The following is a 19,524-nucleotide window of genomic DNA, read 5'->3' on the forward strand; positions in this document are numbered from 1 at the left end:
GTAAAGGTAGCGACAATTTTCTTTTAGTTGACAGCAGCCCTTCGAATGGTGTAGTGAGCTTCCTTGGGCCAAAGGGTTTTACCCTGGCCTGCGACCTCATCATCGAGAAATATCTCGTACACGAACCCTTCTCGAAGTGGGGATTCAAGAGTGATGGTGGCCACGAGACGATCATTGGACAGTTGGACAGAAGTTACGTTTTCTAGTTGACGTTTTTTGTCGTCCCCACCATAAGCAGGTGTGGATTCGCGGGTATATGACGCAACAGTATAGTTCGACGGAAGGGTACCTAACGCCACATCGACTTGCTGTGTAAAGCGAATTTGAAAGCCAGTCGGTGTCAAAGTCACTTCATCGATCCCCATGGGGAGATGAACTGACTTCGGCCGCATGCGGGTAAACGCACCAACGTTGTTACCACCTCCCCACCCGGCATCACGGATGTTACCGACGTAGACATCTCCGTCCGGAGCGACGGCACAGCTGATGGGTCCTAGAAGACCTTTTTCCGCCTCCTTGGGTGGATCGACTGTCAGCGGGTAGACCGCACCTTGGATGACATCTCCCACATGTTCAAAGCTCATCCGGACAAGACGTCTGGTGTCGTATTCGCAGCCGATCATATCGCCTTCCCAGGGACCGTAGAGGTCGTAGCCTAGTTTCTCCCGCTCGTTCGCGGGAGTTTCGAGAAAGCAGATGCCGTTCACACTACGTGTCCAAGGATGCGGAATGGCAATTGACGGAGGAGTCTCTTCAGGGGCAAACCCTGGAACACGATCGATCTTGTTGATGAATCCATACCGGAGGCCAGGGACGACATGGTTCAATTCGTTGAATGGATTCCAGTTGCCTTGGTTGTCGGTCACGAACAAGTCGCCTGCCTTGTTACGGGCGATTCCCATCGGAAAACGATGTCCGGCAGTCAGTTCTTCGATGCGGAACGATTGCCCTTCTGGATTGGACGATTCGGGGATCAGCTTTAAGACGGTTCCACGATACTTGGCTGCCTCTGCACTACGGTCGTCCTGTTGGCAGGGAATTGCGACGTAGTAGTTCCCTTCTTCATCCTGAGGCAGGCCAACCGCCCAGTCGTGATAGTCATCGGTATGTCCCCAGCCGTCGGCTAAGGTAGTCACGCGTTCAATTTTTCCATCACCATTCTCATCCCACAGCCGCAGCAAAGCGTATTTGTTGACGACGTCGATATACTTCTCGTGCGCCTTCAAGCCGTAAGGGGCTGCGTACTCATCCCCGAACTGCTGGTAGGTGTCTTCCAGCCCGTCTCCATCGGTGTCGGTAAGTTTCCATATGCGTCCCTTTAACGATGCGGCAATCAGGCTTCCATCGGGTTGCCAGTCCATCGCAATCGGCATCATTTCGGTCGTAATCGGAAGCCGGGCCGCATTCCAACCGGGGATGATATCCAACTGCACGGCTGCCGACTTGCGTTCTGGAATCTCCGGCGTAGGCTGCAGAATCTCACCTGGCAGATCCAAATGAAATGTCATCGAGATCGTCGAGTCGTCGCCCGAGGAAATCCAAACCACACCTTGGTCGTCCACGCTGACTCCAGGTGACTTGTCGACGTCGATACGCACATCGCCGGAGGTAAAGCGGAATGATTCGCTGATCGAGGTATCTCGCTCGAATGGTCCAGCGAGCGACTGTTTGGGAAGTTGCAAGCCGACCTTGCTACCTGCGGGGATGTCTGCAAACGTCAGTACGCGGCGGAACGAATTGATGGGTTGATCCTCGCTCGTCCATTCGGGCGAGAGCATTTGCCGAACGCTGAGGGGCACGGCATCTGAACCACCGAACTTTAAGTCGTGCGTCCAAGAAACACGCTCCCCTTCATAGTCAATCTCCTTAAAACGGGTGAAGAACTGACCATCGCGAATCGGTTTCCGCAGCTTCCCAGCGGCATCCTTAAGAAGAATCTCCGGTCCATTGGCAGTCTCTTGCAAGAGGCCGCGACCACCAGCTTCCCAGTGCCACGTTTTGCCCTCGCTGCGTTGTCGTGCGATGTCTCCAACCCACCACTGTTTGAGCGAGGCGGATTCGAGGTCGTACAAGACATTGTTTCGATTGGGGAGACCAACCAGTAGAGGTTTGATCAATACCTGCTTCGCATCCAGTTTCATCACATCGGTCAGCACAATCGGTCGAACGGCGGCTTCTCGTCGACCGTCATGTCGAACAATTCGGACCGGATCAGGTTTCGGCGGGGTGAAGTCTGGCGTATTCAGTACATGCCAGACAGCCGCCAGTTGGGTGTCGACATCGTTATCGAGGATGCCTTGTACAGGCAGTTTGACACTGGGCATCTCCATGCGCGGAACGATTCGTGCAGGATCGTGCACCCAGCGATAGAACCATGGTTCTCGAATTCTTTTGCCAAGCATCGACAAGTCAGGCCCTTTGGCGTTCAGCGGTGCTTTGGGAGGCACCATCTGGCCGACCTGGTGACAACTGGTACAACCGAAGCCATCGGTCGTCACAAGACGAGACCCAGCGACCGTGGCCGCCAAGCCGTCGCTCTGCGGAACGTCGATCATCGCCGGCCCATTCTCCGGGATGCGGTCCTGAGCGACAAAGAAATCAACTAGGGCTGCTTGTTCCTGCTCGGTCAAATCGAACTTCGGCATACGGACCTTGAGCCAAGGCCGGTGCGTCGGTTCATTACGGCGAATTGCCGCAAGCAGCGCATCGTTGTGAAGTTTGTCTCCCACGCTATTTAAGGAAGGAGGCACCATGGCTGGCAGCAATGAAGCCAACTTACCATGGACATCACTGACATGTTTGGCGACGTCCGATAAGCCTCCTTCGACGCCACGTGGATGGCAAGAGAGGCAGTTGTTCTTCGTCAAGACCCAAGCGGCATCAACCTGCTCTTTCGCTTGATGGATCGCGCGCGAGCGCTGTCGAATGTACGTCTTGATTGCTTCGCGGTCTTCCTCCGCCAGCTTGTATCCTGGCTGTCCGGTCTCGGCAACCGGATCGGTGAGACAGGCCTCACGCCAAAGATTGCCGGGACCAAGCGGAGTAATTTCCTCTCCGGGGGGCAGTATCGCGGCACCCGGCATTTGATGACAGGCATTACAACGGTTCGCGGCAACAACCTCCCTGCCCCGCTTCACTTTACGTGGATCGAAATCACGAATCGGAGTTCGTGCTTTACCATTCTCACGGCTGAGCGAAGCCAAGAACTGGGCGATATCATCACGTTCTTTGGGATTAAGGTCGTAGACTGGCATCCGGTGATCCGCATTTAGCTTCGCTGGATCCTTTAGCCAGGTTTGAAAGTAACCTTGTGGGCGTTTCTCGGCGATGTTGGTCAGCTCTGGGCCACCCATGACGTTCGCCGTACCGAGTTCGCCAATCTTATGGCATGCGGTACAACCGAGCGTAAGCACCAGGTTTCGACCACTGGCGGCCGAGCCCTTTGCTGGTAGCGACTTCTCTTTCGTGCGTGGTTTCGATTCCGAAAGCAAATACTCAACGACCGCCTCGACATCGTCGGCCGATAAGTCGAAGTGCGGCATTCTTCGCAGCGAGTCATTGGCCGCTTCCTGGATATGGCTTCCCAGCCAATCACGCAGCCATGGTTCGGAAATATTGCCGCTCAATGCCGCCAAAGACGGCGCTTTCAGGGCAGTGGTTTCTCCTTGCATTTCATGACAAGCAACGCAGCGAAAGCCCGCCACGAGTTCGCGTCCGCGCTCAAAGGGTTGCTCGATGGTTTTATCGATATCGTGATAGAAATACTCCGCAGGAATTGGTTCCAGGGGAAAGTCAGGGCCTGACCAGAATAACCGTAGTTCTGCGTTGTCATTCGTCTTGGCGAAATCGACTTGGAAGGGATGCCAGTCAAATTTCATCGACAATGGTTTGCCCGAAACCCACTTCGGCCTATCGGTATCGACGTTGAGGACCGTTTCCCCTTCCAAGATCACCCGTGCTTTCCCGCTTACGTGGGCATGGATGGTGTATTCGCCGGACGTGCGGCTTAGGAGCAGGCCATCCCATCGCGCGCTGAACTTACCATCGCTGATTCGCGGATCTGGTGCCGAGTTTTGCCAATCGAACGAAACGGTCGAATCAATGCGGACGCACTGCGAGCCATCGGTGCCGCGAATGGTCGTGATCATGCCACGGCCAAAGTCTTCCTCGAACTGGGCAGTGGCTGGAGTGGCAAGCCAGGTAATCGTTGCGAGAGTGAGAAATAACGCTGGCGCGAGAAAACGCATTCGCTGAATCCTGCAGAGGAGAAACGGGTAGGCGGTCGAAAGGAGGGCTTGGAAGTTCAACTTAGCCCAAAACGAGCTCCAGGTCGAGCTTTAAGGTCTGTCTTGGTAACGGTTTTTGTCTTTGCCAGCCAGCCGATTCGGGGGAGAGAAGTGGCGATTTGGGGGTTCGCATTGACCTTGCCCTGAACTGAGCATTCTTCCTACACTGCCGAAGCGACGGATTTCGGGCTCGATCGAGGTTAGGGAAGATGGAAAGAATACAAACCAACGCATTGATTATCGGCGGAGGAGCGACGGGCCTTTGGCTACTAGACCGGCTTCGTCGCGACGGCCGATCTGCGTTGCTGCTGGAAAGCCAAGCTCTCGGCACGGGGCAAACAATCGCCGCACAAGGAATCTTGCATAGCGGTTTGAAGTACTCGCTACAGGGCCTACTTACGGCTTCTGCCCGACAGGCCCGCGAGATGCCTAGCCTATGGAGAAAATGCCTTGAGGGGGGATCACGGCCAGATCTTTCGAAAACGGAAGTCCGTTCGCAATCGTTTTACCTGTGGGGAACTAACTCCGCGTCATCCAAACTAGGGATGCTCGGGGCACGTCTGGGGCTTCAGGTCACTCCGAAAGCGGTTAGTCCTCATAATGCCCCCGATATCTTGCGAGCCTGTCCCGGCGCCATTTTCCGTGTCGGCGAGCAAGTCATCTCGTGCGGTTCGTTTTTAGAGAATCTCGCGGAGACGAACTCGCAGCAGATCGTTCAGGTCGCCAGGGAGGGAGGTGTTCGCTTCATCCGAGCTAACGATGGCAATGTTAGCTCCGCGATAGTGACTTCGCCAAATGGAAACCAGGTGGAAGTTGTCGCCGATTGGATCGTCCTTACCGCTGGACTTGGGAATGCTGCGTTACGTCAATCAGCTGGACTCGATCCGAACAAGCAACAGACGCGTCCGCTGCACATGGTGATGGTCCAAGGTGGCCTGCCAGAGTTCTACGGGCATTGTGTCGATGGGGCCACGACACGGGTATCGATAACCTCGGCGCGGAGCGAGCAAGGCGAAATTGTCTGGCAGGTCGGTGGTCAACTCGCAGAAGAGGGCGTTGCAAAGGACCGTGAGATCTTGATTGCTAAGGCTCAGCGCGAGCTTTCGTCAACTCTGCCAGGACTGAATCTCGAAGCGGCAAAGTGGTCAACCTACCGTGTCGAGCGAGCAGAGGGGACGACCGTCACAGGTGGTCGACCCGAATCATTTCGCGTTGAGAAAGACGGCAATCTTTTGACGGCTTGGCCAACCAAGCTGGTATTGGTGCCGCAGTTGGTAGATCACTTGAGCGAGACAGTCGCGAAACGTGCTTCCAATATCTCGATGAGTTCCACTATTCTCGCCGACTGGGCAAGGCCAAGCGTTGCCAAGGCTCCCTGGGATCGTGAAACCATGTGGACCTCGGTTGCACGCTCCGCTTCCGCCGCAGCCTAGTGAATTTGTCGAGCCGAAAGGGCAGCATGTATACCAGGGCACTAGGAAATACAGGGCTTCATGTCGCACCGATTGGTTTCGGAGCGTTTAAGATAGGACGCAACGCGAAGATCAAATATCCATCAGCCTACGATTTACCTGATGAAGCTGGTGTTGCCCATTTGTTAGATGGCTTGATCGAGATGGGAATCTGCCATTTCGATACGGCTCCGGCTTATGGACTCAGCGAAGAACGTATCGGGAATTGGCTTGCTCAACGATCGGATTCGGTTGTGGTTTCAACCAAGGTGGGCGAGCTTTTCCACGATGGTGAATCTCGCTACGTTTTCGACGAGTTATCGGTACGAACCAGCGTTGCGAATAGCCTGCGGCTCTTGCGCCGTGATGTTCTTGATATCGTCTTGATTCATACGCCCGCGAACGACGTCGAGGTGCTCACCGAGTCGCCGGTTGTCGAGACGCTGCAATCGTTGAAGGAGGCGGGTGATATTCGGGCGATAGGCTTGTCGGGCAAAACGCCTCAGGCAGCAACCATGGCACTCGAGTGGGCGGACCTGTTGATGGTCGAGTTCAACGTTGAAGATCAGGGTCATGCCGACGTGATTGAAGACGCAGCAAATCGCGGGCTCGGTGTACTGGTCAAGAAAGGATTGGCCTCCGGGCACCTTCCTGCCGCGGACGCGATTCCTTTTGTGCTACGCCAGAAAGGTGTCAGCAGCCTAGTCATTGGCGGCCTTAACCTCGAGCATATGGGCGATAATCTAGAGATTGCGCGTCGCTGTTTGGAAACAATGAGCGAAGGCGCTTAGTTGGGCGTTTGATTGCGAACGCAGCGAAAGCCGGTGAAATTATTGCTCATCTCCGGAGATAGTTTCGAGCGGTACCAGACCATCGCTTCGCTGGTGCCAGTTTGGTCGGAACTAAGCCAGCTTCCACCTCGCGTAACTCTTGCATCGCCCGTATTCGGACCAGTGGGATTCTCGCGCGTAATCCGATCGTAGCTGTCGGCTGCGTACCAGCTTGATGTCCATTCAGACACGTTGCCTGCTAAGTCGAACAGACCGTTCTCGCTGGGCGGATAGATTCCAACCGGCGAAGTACCGGAGTAGCCGTCCGTGCCTAGGTCACGAATTGGAAAGTTTCCTTCCCAGAGGTTCGCCATGGCCTTGGAATTTGGATTCAGCGTCGTCCCCCAGGGATAGCTTCGTTCTAGATTCTTTCCTCGAGCAGCTGCTTCCCATTGGAATTCCGTTGGCAAGCTTTTACCGGCCCACTTCGCGTAGGCTTGGGCATCGTACCAGCTTACCTGGACGACAGGGTGGTCTGGTTTGCCAACTGCCGAGGAGCCAGGCCCCGCTGGGGTTTGCCAGTTCGCACCTTGCTGCTGCGTAAACGTTTGCTTTTGAAGATCGAATACAAGCGATTGCCCGCGTCGTTCGGCATCGGTAATGTAGCCGGTGGCTTCGACGAACTCGGCGAACATGGCGTTTGTGACTTCCGTCGAATCAATCACGAATGGAGCAAGCTTGATCTGGCACGACGGACGAACGTCGCGCGGACCAGCGTCGTATCCAATTAAATAGATGCCACCAGCAATGCTGACCCCACCTTGAGGTTCGTTCCGTGTCGCATTTTCCGACGCAATCGCTAGATCGGGCGGAGCAGCATCTTGCTCACCGCTTTGGTTTTGATAGACAACAGTCCCAGCGATAAATAGCGTTCCGAATGCAACAAGCAATATGATCGATCGATTGGGCCTTCGGTTCATCCATGCTCCTCAGGCTGACACAACGAATGCGTCAGCTTAGTTTCTGCCGCATGCGCCGGCTGTAGGCCTCGAGCTTCCGTCGCTCGGTTTCGGAAAGCGAATCCATGCCTGATTCGCGGACCTTGTCCAAGATGCGTTCCGCTTCTTCGTCGGAGTCGTTGTAGGGATCATACTCTTCTTCTTCGGTATGGACCCGAAGTCGTGGTCGAGATCGAATCGACAATTTAGGTATCGCGAATTTGCTGGGAATGAAACTGCCGAAGCGGATACCGCTGAAGAAATACGCCAAGCCGAGCCCGATACCAGCTAAGTGAGCAGAGTAGGCAACTTGCTCGTCCGTTCCGAACAGGTTGAGCAGCAGGATGATGACACCAGCTACCCATGCCGGAACCGGGAAGATAAAGCTGAGGTAGAGCGTCATCTTCGGATAGAGGCAGATGAATAGTGTCATAATGGTCGAGATCGCCCCCGAGGCTCCCACCATCAAGATCTGGTGATTCGCACCAAATGTTGCCATCGTCACCAAGTTCCAGACGATGCCGCATACAAGAATGCTGATGAAATAGATCTTCAGGAACTCAGCTTTCCCGTAACGGTCTTCGACGATTCGCCCAAACATCCACAGGACGAACATATTCATCACGATATGCCAAATCGTCGTTGTGGAGTGGAGAAACCCGTAGGTTAAGTACTGGTACCACAGAATCGGATTGTAAAGCGTATCGGCGTGAACACCGAAGTTGTTCGCCAGTTGAAGCTGGAATAACCAATCCGCCAGAAAGATCCCAATGTTGGTATACACCAACAGCATGGTGGCAGACTGTCCTTCCAAATTGAAAGACATTTGCCCTTCTGGTTCGCGGTAATATTCCCGATCGTAGAGACCCATTTCCTAACCCAAGCAGGGTGCTGTATCTGTGCTCGTAGAAAGTACTACGAGCATTTACACAACTTATCTTAGGTGCGCCGAGGAAAAAAGTGCAGTGCAGTTCCAGAAACCGCAGATCTTGCGCGGCCTGCAAGTCTTGAGAGGGTGATAGCTTAGGGGCTATAGCGACTTACGCATCCCCCGCCAGCGACGTTCACGGACACCCAGAACGTTTTACACTTCGAATTTACGCAGGAGCTGAAACGCTTGTACTGGCAAACTAGTTGGCCAGCGTCAACGAGTCGGAACTTGAGCTATCTTGATTACGCTGCTCTTGCTCGAGCTTTTGCAGGACCGCGTCGCTAACACGCTTCAGCTCTTCCACCAAAGTCTGGTTCGTCCGATAGAGTTGGCTGTTCGTCTTCAGCGTTTGAGTCAGGAAGTCCATCAGGCGAGTCTTGTACTCGGCGATCTGCTCCTGCTCGTAAACGACTTTGGTCTTGTCGTCCTGTAACTTCGTCTTTTCTTGCGTGCGGTAAGCCACAACATCTTTGGCGACTTGTTCCGATGCTTTCAGCATATCGATCGACTTGTTTAGCACATAAGCTGTGTCTTGCAGATCTTCGACTTGAGCCTTGTAAGCATGGAATTGGAATGCGAAGTCGTTGAGTGGGCGGTAGTAAAGTCGTTCGTCGATCTTGACGATGCCCTGATCAACCAGTGCTTTCCCTTTGTCACCTGTGGTCGACATGATGACCTGGGTTCCCTTGGTGAACTTAGTCGGAGAACCCTGTTTCAGGAAGCCAGCGGCGGCCAAACCAGAAGCTGGTTCGAACTCTTGCGTAACGCCTGAGGTTTCTGTTTCGGCATCGACCGGAACTTCGTAGTCCTGTTCGAAGGTGACCTTGCTCATGACCGCCAATTCTGGATCGTCATTCTGCGCTGGTTCACCGGTGCGTTGGAAACGAACGACCATTTCGTCAGCCAGCGGCTGAGGGAGGCCGAGCCGCGAGCAGGCACCTCGGATGACGGCAGCCAGTTTCTCGTCGTCCATGCTTTCGAAGATTTGGTGCTCGTCGACGGGCATCTTGTCGTACAGCATCCAAGGATTCTTCAAGTTGATCACTTGTTGCTGGGTTTGATCGAGCTTGGTGGTTGGTTCAACGGTCAAATTCTGCGCATTAACCGACTTAACGACGAATTCACCGATGAAGTAAGCCGGCACAGCAATCGACTGATTGTCTGGCGACGGCATTTGACCGAACGCATAAACAATATCGTTGACCGCCAGCGAACGTGGAGGCTGCGTGGGAGCTGGGCCCGCTGCAGGGGCGTCCGGGTCAGTAGGCGTTGCGGATTGGATCGGGGGCAGGGCCAGATTAATTTGGTTGTTGTTAACACCGACACGATTCACATTCCGCCACAAGCGTCCACGATCGTACATCACACGTCGCAACTCCGCTTCGGCACCGGAGAGGCTATCAGTTTCGTTTTCGACGGTATTTAGACGACCGGTTTTCGGATCGATAGAGAAGCCATGCTGTAATTGCTCGACGCGCGCTTCCTGGGTGGCTAGTTGTTCTTGCAGCTGCTCAGCCGTCTTTTTCCAAGACGTCTCGGTCTTGAGCACGGCGGCAGAAAGAATCAGGTAGGCAAACCCAGCACCAAACGTCAGGAACAAGCCCAACACGTGCAGAACATTCCAGTTGGCCGCGTTCAGGTACGAGAAGAACCCAAACAGCAGAACGAGCACGGCAATGACAATGTAGAGGACGGTCATGTGGGCCTAGGTTCTGATAGGTAACGGTCGTGATGATGACAGAAAAGACTGAGGCTTGGATCCGCGTATCGGCGTCGTTCACCCTCCATGAGGCAATAGGGACGCGCAAATCCATCCGTGTATTGTACTTCAGACCCTTGGCATTTCACGCAAAATGCGTAGGCATTCCGCAGAAATCACCTTCAGATCATAAATTGGGTATTTTGGGTCGTCAAGTCTAGCCTGACGGGCAGGCATTTACCTAACTTCCAGTCTTAGAAAAGGTTAGGTCACAAATAGCCAGCAAGCAGGGCTCTACAACCGGCAAAATCGTTCAAGTTCGAACGATTGTTTGTCGAAAGATATCGACAGCGGAACGTTCTCCCCCGGAATGGTTCGCTCTTGAATGAACCAAAGCTTTTTCCATCGTACAGGCCGAGTGGGCCGGTAGGGTGCAGGCTGCCTTCCAAATTCCACGGATGGAATCTATGGCAAGTTCCGAGCCAGCGACACCGCAGGATGCGGTGGAACTAATAGGTATGGCAATCGAAATGGCATCATGTGAGAAGACGATGCGAGCCGCGATCGCTCAGGTCGTAGCTCCGTTTCATCTCTCTGAGAATGCCTTTTTCATACTGATCCTCTGCCAACAAAACCTGCGAAAGTCGCTCTCGCAGTCGGCTCTGGCGAAAATGGTCGGTCTTTCGCCTGCCCAGTTAAGCCATCTCGTCGAGCAGCTTCGTCAGGATGATTGGATCGAGCCACAGCGAGATCCGCACGACCGTCGCCGCCAATTCTGGACGCTAACCGATGACGGAACACAACGTCTGGAAAAGATCATGCCCCATTTCCGTGAGGCCTGGCAATTCGATCAATTGCCGGTTGATCCGCAAACGCTGGTCGCAGGAATGCGAAAGCTAGTCGCGATTTTAGGGGCTTCGTTAAATTCCCGACCGGCACCAACTCCGCCGGCTTCCCTTTCCAAATCCCACGCAGCCTAAAGGGAACAGGGGCACTATGCGAAATAATACCGCTCATTCTCGGAACGCATCGTTTGCCAACAATTCCATTTATTGGACGATGCTCTTGTGTTCGTTGATAGCCGGGGTCTTGTTGGCCGGATGCCGCTCTCAGGCGTTTTACCGGACACAAGCGGACGACGATGCCTATTTCCTCGTCGCGGAAAAGAACAACGATCCGCGATGGGATTTGCAACGCACCAACATCACGCCTGACCCGCGGTCACGTATGTTCGACCCGTTCAGCCCTGATTGTCCCCCCATGCCGGTGGACGATCCGGCGGCTCATCAATACATGGAAGTTGTCGACGGGAAGCGAGCCTATTGGGGCTGGGAACGCAACGGTGTGACTACCGACGTTGCAAACCCCAATTGGATGGCTTACTTGCCGATGAACGAAGAAGGGATTCTCATTCTCGATGGAGACAAAGCGGTTGAGATCGCCCGCTTGAACTCGCCCAGCTACCAGCGTGCGCTAGAAGACCTTTATATTTCCGCGCTCGATGTTAGCTTCCAACGATTTCAATTCGACGCTCAATTCTTTGGTGGTTACGAAACCTTTTTCACCTCGACCGGGCCGGCCCGTGGTGGCTCGTCCAGCTTGCTCGAGGCCAACACACGCAACATTCAAATGGAAAAGATGTTCGCAACTGGTGGCCAATTGGTCGTTGGTCTAGCGAACAACATCATGTGGGAATTCTCAGGTCCGAACACGCATTCGGTGAACTCTCTGATCGACTTCTCACTCGTTCAGCCACTATTGCGTAATGGCGGACGAAAAGTGGTGCTCGAGAATCTCACGCAACAAGAACGCAACTTGCTGGCGTCGGTTCGATCGATGGAACGCTTTAACCAATCGTTCTACTTGGATATTATCGCCGGCCGTGGTTTGACCTCCAGTCCTGGAAATGTTGGCGGCATCCCTTCGATTGGTCCCAGTGGTGCGTTCAACGCGAGCGGGTACTACGGGCTATTGCAACGTCAGCAGACGATTCGCAACCAAGAGAGCAACATCGCATCGCTACGAACCAGCCTGGCCCAGCTCGAAGCTTTCTTTGAGGCGGGACGAATCGACTCGTTCCAGGTGGAACTGACACGACAGTCCTTGTTTCAAACGCAAAGTTCGCTGCTACAAAGCAAGACAACCCTCCAGAACTCATTGGACCAGTTCAAGATCGATATGGGGCTTCCTCCAGAGATCAACGTACAGCTGGAACGGGACAATTTCTTCGAGCAGTTTAATCTGATCGATCCCGTGTTCACGCCGGTGACCAACAAGTTGAACGATATCCAGTCGGTGGTAGGTGTTTCGTTGCTGGAAGTGTTGCCAGACCCTGAAGCAATCGATCCGAATCAGCCCTTTAATCCGGAGTTAGTCTGGAGCGACGAGGTGAATCAGCGTTTGCAAAATCTGCGAACGATGACCGGTCAGTTGAAGGCGATTTTGCAGCTGATCAATGAAGACTTGTACCCGCTCGTGGAAGAGGATGTCACCCGTTTGGAGAACGTGTTACCTAGCCGAGTGACCGACTTGAAGAAGATTCAAGAGAAGCTCGCCGGTTACAGCGAAGACGTTCCGCCGGAAGTGGTGTCTAACGGGGTGCTTAGCACGCGTCGCTTGGAAGAACTGCCACCGCAACTCCGAGCAATCTTGGATGATCTCCGCGATCGATTCGCCCAGCATCGCGAGATTCTCGATCGCATCGATCAGGAAGTTGGAACTCTCACCGAGCAAGGACCTAACCTCGATTCCAAGCAACTGTATCAGCGAGCCAAGGCGGTTGTCTTCGATCCGGTGCCTGACGAAATTCAGACCCTGATCGCCGATGTCCTCAGTCTGCAATTAGTCCAAGCCCGAGCTCGTACCGAAACGGTAAGCCTGGTTCCGGTCGATATTAATTCGGACACGGCGTTGAAGGTGGCTCGCATTCACCGACTCGACTGGATGAATGCTCAAGCAGCTTACGTCGACTCGTGGCGAAACATTCAGATCGTGGCGAACGACTTACTGAGCGATCTCGACGTGGTCTTCACCGGCGAAATCGGAAACGTAGGTGGTGACAACCCTGTCAAATTCAATAGTGACAACGGTCGCTTACGTGCCGGTCTTGAATGGGACGCGCCGTTAACACGCCTGATCGAACGTAACAATTATCGAGAATCTTTGATCGCCTTTCAGCGGACACGGCGCGATTACTACCAGTACCGCGACCGAATCAGCCAGGGGCTACGAAGTACGCTTCGAACGATGGACTTGAATCGCATCAACTTTGAACTGCGACGTGCGGCGGTCCAGGTGGCGATTTCACAGGTGGAACGTACCCAATTGCGATTGCAGGAACCGGCCAAGCCGAATCAAACCAATCAGCAATTCGATTCGAGTACGGCTCGTGACTTGTTGAACGCGTTGGATAGTTTGCTATCGGCCCAGAACGATATTTTGACGGTCGGCGTGAGCTACGAAGTGCTTCGTCGCGGATTGGACGTCGATATGGGGACCATTCAACTGGATGATCGAGGAATTTGGATCGATCCGGGGCCGGTCGATGGAAAATTCTGGGAAGAGCAGGTCGAAAACATGGGAACACAGAGCGATCTGCCTGACTTTCATCAAGAACAACAACTATTAGAGGGGATCGAGTCGCGAACTGAGGCCAATCCGGCGGACGATCCTGATACCCCAGTTGAAATTCTGGAAGAGTTGCCGCCAGGTCAGATATTACAGCCCGCTGAGGCGGTACCTGCGAATCCCCAGCTTGAGCCGCCAGAATAGACGGGCATTGCTAGGAAAATACAGTCGCAAGTTCCCTATTTTCTGTGTTTTGCGTAAATGGCGAGTTCGCCCTGTTGCTTGTTCCTCGCCCAACAGAAAGAATTGACCATCAAGCTGACAAATGTTTCGACAATCTTTAGGTGCCTGAGGGAATCATTTCGCGACTCGCGGGGTTTAATCTAGTGAGCGCGCGGTGGAAGACAACGGTCTTCCTAACGCACGGTTTAACACCCGAAATGTCGTTAACTCTCGCGTATGACACGATTTAGAGGCAATGTTGCCGCTTCAATACGTCAAAATTGACGTGCATGTTGGACAGTTGCCGGTTAGAATGAGAGTCACCTGCCTCGGGGCGAACTCTCCCCTTCTTTACATCCTTGTGCATGGTTATCCATGGTTTTCGCCATGCACCCTTCCGCATTGAGAAATTGTCCATGGCTAGCGCTAAGTTTGGAAATCCAACTCTTTCGATGTCGACCAAATCGATTCGCGGTTCGCACCGACGAGGTTACTTCGCGAAAGTGGCCGTCGTAGGACTCGCAATTGCGGGTGCGGCTGGTTACTTCTTCGTATCGACGGGCAAGCCAAAAGTCGTCATCGATGAGGAAATGTTCCACCAAGTTGAAGTGGGAGATTTCGTGCACGATGTCGTCGAGCAAGGCGAAGTCGAAAGTGCCCGAAACGTCGATGTGATCTCCCAAGTGCGGGGTACGCGCGAAGCAAACTCCTTTGAAATCCTCTGGGTAATCGAGGAAGGGAAGATTGTTCAGGAAGGGGACGTTCTTGTGCGACTCGATTCCTCGGCGTTGGAGGAAGAAGCAAAGCTACAAGAGCTTGATCTCAGTGGATCGCTCGCCGGTCTGGCGAAAGCCCAGAATACACTTGATGCTGCTCAGATCGCGATGACGGAATATGTCGATGGTCTGTTCGTTCAAGAGCGGAAAGAAATCGAAGCGGAGATCACATACGCGAAAGAGACTCTCAAGCGGGCCCAAGAATACTTCCACTACAGCTCTCGTCTGGCAGCCAAAGGCTACGTAACCTCGTTGCAATTGGAAGGGGACGAGTTTGCGGTCGAGAAGGCTCAAACCGAACTGGATAACGCGCAGCTGAAGCTGGATGTTCTGACCAAGCAGACCAAAGAAAAGAAGATCAAGGAATTACAAAGTTCGATCGGTGTCGCCCAAGCCGATCTCGAGTCGGCAAAGGAACGCAAAGGCATCGAGCAAAAGCGCCTCGATTTCATTAAAGAACAAATCGAGAACTGCACAATTAGGGCTCCTGCTTCGGGACAGGTCGTTTACGGCAATGAACGTGGTAACCGCGAAGCATCGGAGTTTATCGTCGAGCCGGGGGCAAGTGTTCGTGAGCGTCAGACTATTATTCGTCTGCCCGACTACAGTGCGATGCAGGTCAACGTGTTAATCAACGAATCTCGCGTGTCGCTCGTCGATGTTGGCATGCCGGCCACGATCACGCTGGACGCATTCGACCAACTGACTCTTCGCGGTAAGGTGATCAAAGTTAACGAGTACCCGGAACCAATCAGTCGATTCGGTCCCCAGGTGAAGCGATACGCCGCGATCATCGAAATTGAAGAACCTCCCAAGCTGATTAAGCCTGGTCTGACGGCAAACATTGCCATTCACGTCGAATCACTGCAGAATGTCGTTCAAGTCCCAGTCCAATGTGTGATGCCCCACGGCGATCACTACTACTGCATGCTGCGTGAGGGGGAAGAAATCGTCCCGCGTCAGGTTAACGTCGGATCGAATAATACGCGTTTCGTCGTTATTAATAGCGGACTGGAAGCGGGCGACTTGGTTTCATTGAGTCCACGTCGATTCATGGATGTAGTCGAAATGCCAGAGGTCGCCGGTGGTAGAAAGCCAGTACGAGATTTACGCGGCGAAGGCGATTCCAACGAATCTCCTGGCGGAACAGAAGGTGAAGAACGCCCAGGCGGCCCCGAACGTCGCGGTCCTGGGGGACCCGGTCGAGGTCCTCAAGGACGTCCATCTCCTGGCGATCGTCCTCAAAGCCCGGGTGAACAAGACACCGCCACAGGAGAAACTCAGTTGGTCGACAAAGTCTCGAAGCAAACCGGTGGTGATGAAAGCGATGAATCTACCGGTGGTCGATCACGATTTACTGAGGATTCGGTCCGAGTTGCCGAAGATCAGCCAACCCAACCGGTCGGAGGCGCCCAGTGAATTACGCCACGCGCGTAGTTGACCTCAAGAAGATTTATCACCTCAAGGGCGAAACGGTTCACGCACTGCGAGGCATTGACTTCGATGTTCCCGAGGGTGACTACGTCTCAATCATGGGAACATCAGGTTCCGGTAAGAGCACCCTACTGAACATGCTGGGTTGTCTCGATCGTCCTTCGTCCGGGCAAGTGGTGCTCGGAGGGCATGATACGAGCAAACTCACCGACGATCAACTCTCGTATCTGCGGGCCTCGCGGGTTGGGTTTGTATTTCAATCCTACAACTTGATCCAGCAGTTGACCGTGATCGAGAATATCGAGGTGCCACTGTTCTATCGCGGTAACGTAACTGCAGCCGATCATCGCCGAAGTCGCGAGTTGGCCAAGATGGTTGGTCTTGGCGAACGACTTGGTCACCGTCCGACGCAGCTTTCCGGTGGTCAGCAGCAACGTGTGGCCGTAGCCCGTAGTTTGATCAACAATCCGGATTACATCCTAGCCGACGAGCCAACGGGTAATCTCGACTCAAAGACGACCGAAGAAATCCTGCAACTGTTCGAGACACTCAATAACGAGGGCCGAACAATCATCCTCGTCACGCATGAAGACGACGTTTCGCTACACGCAAAACGAACGATTCGCTTGATGGACGGTCTGATCAAAGAAGATCATCCCGTCGAAAACCGTCGCTCCGCTATGTCGAGCGGTGGCATGGATACTTCGGCATTAAATGTCACTTAACGTGTAAAGAAGTTCGATATGCTCGGAATTCGGATCTGGAAACTCGGAATCAAAAGTCTGCTGCTGCACCCGATGCGGTCGCTGTTGACGATTCTTGGTATCTTCATCGGGGTGGCGAGTGTGATCTGGCTGTTGGCGATCAGCGAAGGCATTAGTGCCAAAGCTCAACAGCAAATCGAAAAGCTCGGCGCGGAAAACATCATCGTTCGTACGGTCAAACCACCATCCGAAGCGACGGCTGAACAGCGTGGTCCGCTCACGTATGGCTTAACGAGAAATGACTGGCGACTTCTTGATGAAACGCTTCATTCCGTAGAAACAGCAACCCCGATTCGGGAAGTTCGTCGCCAGATTCGTCGCGGCCCAAATACAGTTCACGGACGTTTGGTCGGTTGTACGACCGAATACGCGGCCCTAAATCACCTGGAGATCCAAAGTAAGGGTGGTCACTTCATTTCCAAGGTTGAAGTGGAACGAGAGTCGAATGTCTGCGTCCTTGCCGCTGAGGTCGCGGAAGCGCTGTTTCAATTTGAGAAGCCGATTGGAAAAACGGTTCACGTCGACCAGGACGAGTATGTGGTTGTCGGCGTTCTAAAGCCGAAAGCCGCGACGGCCGCAGTCGGGGGAAGTCTCTCCGGACAAGAGTTCGATAAAGACGTCTACATCCCGATCACCACGCTTTGGCAGCGGATGAGCGACTACATCATCACCCGTGAAAGTGGCTCTTTCTCTGGCGAGATCGTCGAGCTCAACCAAGTGACGCTTAAAGTCGGCAATGTGAATCATGTGATGAATACGGCCGAGCTGGTTCGCGAAAGCCTCTCGCATCACAATCGTCTGCGTGACGTCTCGGTTGTGGTTCCCCTAGAACTGCTGGAGCAAGCGAAGCAAACGAAGTTCATGTTCATGGTTTTCATGGGCCTGATTGCGGCGATTTCGCTCTTGGTGGGTGGTATCGGGATCATGAACATCATGCTCGCCACGGTGACGGAACGAACCCGAGAGATCGGCATTCGCCGGGCTCTGGGCGCAAAACGAGGCGATATTATTCGACAGTTCCTCGTAGAAACGATCGTACTGTCGGTCGTGGGTGGACTGACTGGCGTGTTAGGGGGCCTGTTGTGTATTCCCGCCGTCGACTTAGCCCGTTTCCTGGCTACCTCGTACGATCCGGCCTTGGTGGCCGATTTGCCAGACACTATTCGAGACGTACGACCTCAGATTGTCCCGCTTTCCATTCCGCTGGCATTTGGGATTTCCGTCATTGTGGGGGTCGTGTTCGGCCTTTACCCAGCTAGCCGTGCAGCTGACTTGGATCCGATCGAGGCATTGCGAGCTGCCAACTAGTCTTGGCGAAGGCCATTCTCGAACTGTGCGAAGTGCGTTATTCTGTTACGTTCTTCGCAATGCGGAAATATTTCCCAGGTTCCACAAGTTCTAACGATCAGGCGGCGAGGATGGCCAAGAAAAAAGCCCCGAAGAAGGAAGCTCCGAAGTCCAATAGCAAGTCGGATGTCGAACTGACTAAGAAGGACGTCTACACACTGAAGCAGTTGGTCAATCTGGCGGACAGTGTTGTCTCGGCGGCAGGCCGTGTTCGCGACCCGAAGATGGACATACCGACCCGGACTCTCTCGAATGTGCGTTTCAATAAGACGCAAAGAATCCTCGAGATGGGCAAAAACACCACCGGTCGGCAGCTTTTCAATCTGAATCAGGCCAAGAGCTACATGCAGACCATGCTGGTCGGCAGTGGATGTAAAAAGCTGATCGACGAGGGCAAGTCAACCAGCATTCGAGGTCTCTACTACCTACTTAAGCATACGATTGCCGGTACCAAGGAAGAAACCTTTGCCGATCAGGCCGAAAGCGACCCGATCATCGAAGACGTCGAGGTGCTGTTGAACGTCCTTCGCGAAGAACTGCACTTGTACGCTCAGAAAAAGGGCGACATGGTCGGCAATATCATCCTCCGCGACAAGGGAGACGAGATCGACTGCTCGCGAATGGGGAGTGGCGGTTACGGGATTCCTTCGATTGTCGAGCCTGATACGATTGAGTTCGTGAAGTGCGATGCCGAGTTTGTCTTGCATGTCGAAAAAGGAACTGTTTGGCAACGCTTCAACGAAGACAAGTTTTGGCGAACGCACAATTGTATTTTGACGCACGGCGGTGGTCAGCCTTCGCGCGGAGTACGGCGGTTACTCGCTCGGTTGAACGGTGAACTTGGCTTACCAATCTACTGCGTGCTTGATAACGATCCGTGGGGGTATTACATCTACAGTGTGATCAAACAGGGCTCGATTAACCTGGCCTACGAATCAAAGCGAATGGCCGTCCCAGATGCCAAGTTCATTGGTCTGCGATCGATTGATTACGAACGCTGTAATCTCTCTCCCAGCGTTCAAATCGCGCTCAACGATTCCGATCGTAAGCGAGCCAAACAGATCGCCAGTTATCCCTGGTTCGAGCACAAAAAGACCTGGCAAAAAGAGATCCAGAAGATGCTCGATAACGGCTTCAAGTTGGAAGTGGAAGCGTTAATCAGCCAAGGGGTGAGCTACGTGACGGAAGAATATGTTCCGGCTCGTCTGGCCGAACGATCCTGGCTCGATTAGGCGACGCTGACTTTGACCCAGGCGCTGACGAAAACCGATTAGAGATG

The 19,524-nt window shown here is 53.6% G+C and carries 12 protein-coding genes; 8 read left to right on the forward strand and 4 right to left on the reverse strand.

All coding sequences use genetic code 11. The features are described 5' to 3' along the window. Positions 1-23: 23 nt before the first annotated feature. Entirely contained in the window at positions 24-4,247 is a 4,224-nt protein-coding gene (locus C5Y83_RS02320; RefSeq protein WP_105328038.1) for a c-type cytochrome, read from the reverse strand. Between the two features lie 248 nt (positions 4,248-4,495). Here C5Y83_RS02320 and C5Y83_RS02325 point away from each other — a divergent pair, with 248 nt between their 5' ends. Continuing rightward, on the forward strand, positions 4,496-5,719 hold the full coding sequence (locus tag C5Y83_RS02325) for an FAD-dependent oxidoreductase (protein ID WP_105328039.1): 1,224 nt from the start codon (positions 4,496-4,498) through the stop codon (positions 5,717-5,719). A gap of 26 nt (positions 5,720-5,745) precedes the next feature. Continuing rightward, on the forward strand, positions 5,746-6,528 hold the full coding sequence (locus C5Y83_RS02330; protein ID WP_105328040.1) for an aldo/keto reductase: 783 nt from the start codon (positions 5,746-5,748) through the stop codon (positions 6,526-6,528). On the opposite strand, the gene C5Y83_RS02335 is transcribed toward C5Y83_RS02330, so the two are convergent. The 3 genes from C5Y83_RS02335 to C5Y83_RS02345 form a co-directional block, all read right to left on the reverse strand. Beyond that, entirely contained in the window at positions 6,525-7,487 is a 963-nt protein-coding gene (locus tag C5Y83_RS02335) for a formylglycine-generating enzyme family protein (RefSeq protein WP_105328041.1), read from the reverse strand. The two genes, C5Y83_RS02330 and C5Y83_RS02335, sit on opposite strands and share 4 nt — an antisense overlap. A 31-nt stretch (positions 7,488-7,518) precedes the next feature. Further along, on the reverse strand, positions 7,519-8,331 hold the full coding sequence (locus C5Y83_RS02340; protein ID WP_158262195.1) for a rhomboid family intramembrane serine protease: 813 nt from the start codon (positions 8,329-8,331) through the stop codon (positions 7,519-7,521). Positions 8,332-8,635: 304 nt separating this feature from the next. Next, positions 8,636-10,135, reverse strand: coding sequence for a hypothetical protein (locus C5Y83_RS02345; RefSeq protein ID WP_105328043.1), 1,500 nt, complete (start codon positions 10,133-10,135; stop codon positions 8,636-8,638). A gap of 467 nt (positions 10,136-10,602) precedes the next feature. On the opposite strand from C5Y83_RS02345, the gene C5Y83_RS02350 reads away from it, so the two are divergent. The 6 genes from C5Y83_RS02350 to C5Y83_RS02375 all read left to right on the forward strand — a co-directional run bounded on the left by C5Y83_RS02350 (position 10,603) and on the right by C5Y83_RS02375 (position 19,477). Continuing rightward, positions 10,603-11,115 carry a MarR family winged helix-turn-helix transcriptional regulator gene (locus C5Y83_RS02350; RefSeq protein ID WP_158262196.1) on the forward strand — a complete coding sequence of 171 codons (513 nt, stop codon included), beginning with the start codon at positions 10,603-10,605 and terminating at the stop codon, positions 11,113-11,115. A gap of 16 nt (positions 11,116-11,131) precedes the next feature. Beyond that, positions 11,132-13,906 carry a TolC family protein gene (locus C5Y83_RS02355; protein ID WP_105328045.1) on the forward strand — a complete coding sequence of 925 codons (2,775 nt, stop codon included), beginning with the start codon at positions 11,132-11,134 and terminating at the stop codon, positions 13,904-13,906. Between the two features lie 434 nt (positions 13,907-14,340). After that, positions 14,341-16,119: an efflux RND transporter periplasmic adaptor subunit gene (locus C5Y83_RS02360; protein WP_158262197.1), complete on the forward strand. Its 1,779-nt coding sequence runs from the start codon at positions 14,341-14,343 to the stop codon at positions 16,117-16,119. Then, entirely contained in the window at positions 16,116-16,859 is a 744-nt protein-coding gene (locus C5Y83_RS02365; RefSeq protein WP_105328047.1) for an ABC transporter ATP-binding protein, read from the forward strand. Before C5Y83_RS02360 ends, C5Y83_RS02365 begins: the two co-directional genes overlap by 4 nt. Before the next feature lie 18 nt (positions 16,860-16,877). Next, the gene (locus C5Y83_RS02370; protein ID WP_105328048.1) at positions 16,878-18,206 is read left to right on the forward strand and encodes an ABC transporter permease; all 1,329 of its coding nucleotides are present in this window, start codon (positions 16,878-16,880) and stop codon (positions 18,204-18,206) included. Positions 18,207-18,316: 110 nt separating this feature from the next. Then, on the forward strand, positions 18,317-19,477 hold the full coding sequence (locus tag C5Y83_RS02375; RefSeq protein WP_105328049.1) for a DNA topoisomerase IV subunit A: 1,161 nt from the start codon (positions 18,317-18,319) through the stop codon (positions 19,475-19,477). Positions 19,478-19,524 lie beyond the last annotated feature (47 nt).

Origin of the sequence: Blastopirellula marina (assembly GCF_002967765.1) — a bacterium.
Classification (GTDB): domain Bacteria; phylum Planctomycetota; class Planctomycetia; order Pirellulales; family Pirellulaceae; genus Bremerella; species Bremerella marina_A.

What these genes read in the sequence shown, in the direction of transcription:
- C5Y83_RS02375 (WP_105328049.1), top strand. Translation starts at nt 18,317, where the DNA reads ATGGCCAAGAAAAAAGCCCCGAAGAAGGAAGCTCCGAAGTCCAATAGC.
- C5Y83_RS02370 (WP_105328048.1), top strand. Translation starts at nt 16,878, where the DNA reads ATGCTCGGAATTCGGATCTGGAAACTCGGAATCAAAAGTCTGCTGCTG.
- C5Y83_RS02355 (WP_105328045.1), top strand. Translation starts at nt 11,132, where the DNA reads ATGCGAAATAATACCGCTCATTCTCGGAACGCATCGTTTGCCAACAAT.
- C5Y83_RS02360 (WP_158262197.1), top strand. Translation starts at nt 14,341, where the DNA reads ATGGCTAGCGCTAAGTTTGGAAATCCAACTCTTTCGATGTCGACCAAA.
- C5Y83_RS02340 (WP_158262195.1), bottom strand. Translation starts at nt 8,331, where the DNA reads ATGTCTTTCAATTTGGAAGGACAGTCTGCCACCATGCTGTTGGTGTAT.
- C5Y83_RS02335 (WP_105328041.1), bottom strand. Translation starts at nt 7,487, where the DNA reads ATGAACCGAAGGCCCAATCGATCGATCATATTGCTTGTTGCATTCGGA.
- C5Y83_RS02320 (WP_105328038.1), bottom strand. Translation starts at nt 4,247, where the DNA reads ATGCGTTTTCTCGCGCCAGCGTTATTTCTCACTCTCGCAACGATTACC.
- C5Y83_RS02350 (WP_158262196.1), top strand. Translation starts at nt 10,603, where the DNA reads ATGGCAAGTTCCGAGCCAGCGACACCGCAGGATGCGGTGGAACTAATA.
- C5Y83_RS02325 (WP_105328039.1), top strand. Translation starts at nt 4,496, where the DNA reads ATGGAAAGAATACAAACCAACGCATTGATTATCGGCGGAGGAGCGACG.
- C5Y83_RS02345 (WP_105328043.1), bottom strand. Translation starts at nt 10,135, where the DNA reads ATGACCGTCCTCTACATTGTCATTGCCGTGCTCGTTCTGCTGTTTGGG.
- C5Y83_RS02330 (WP_105328040.1), top strand. Translation starts at nt 5,746, where the DNA reads ATGTATACCAGGGCACTAGGAAATACAGGGCTTCATGTCGCACCGATT.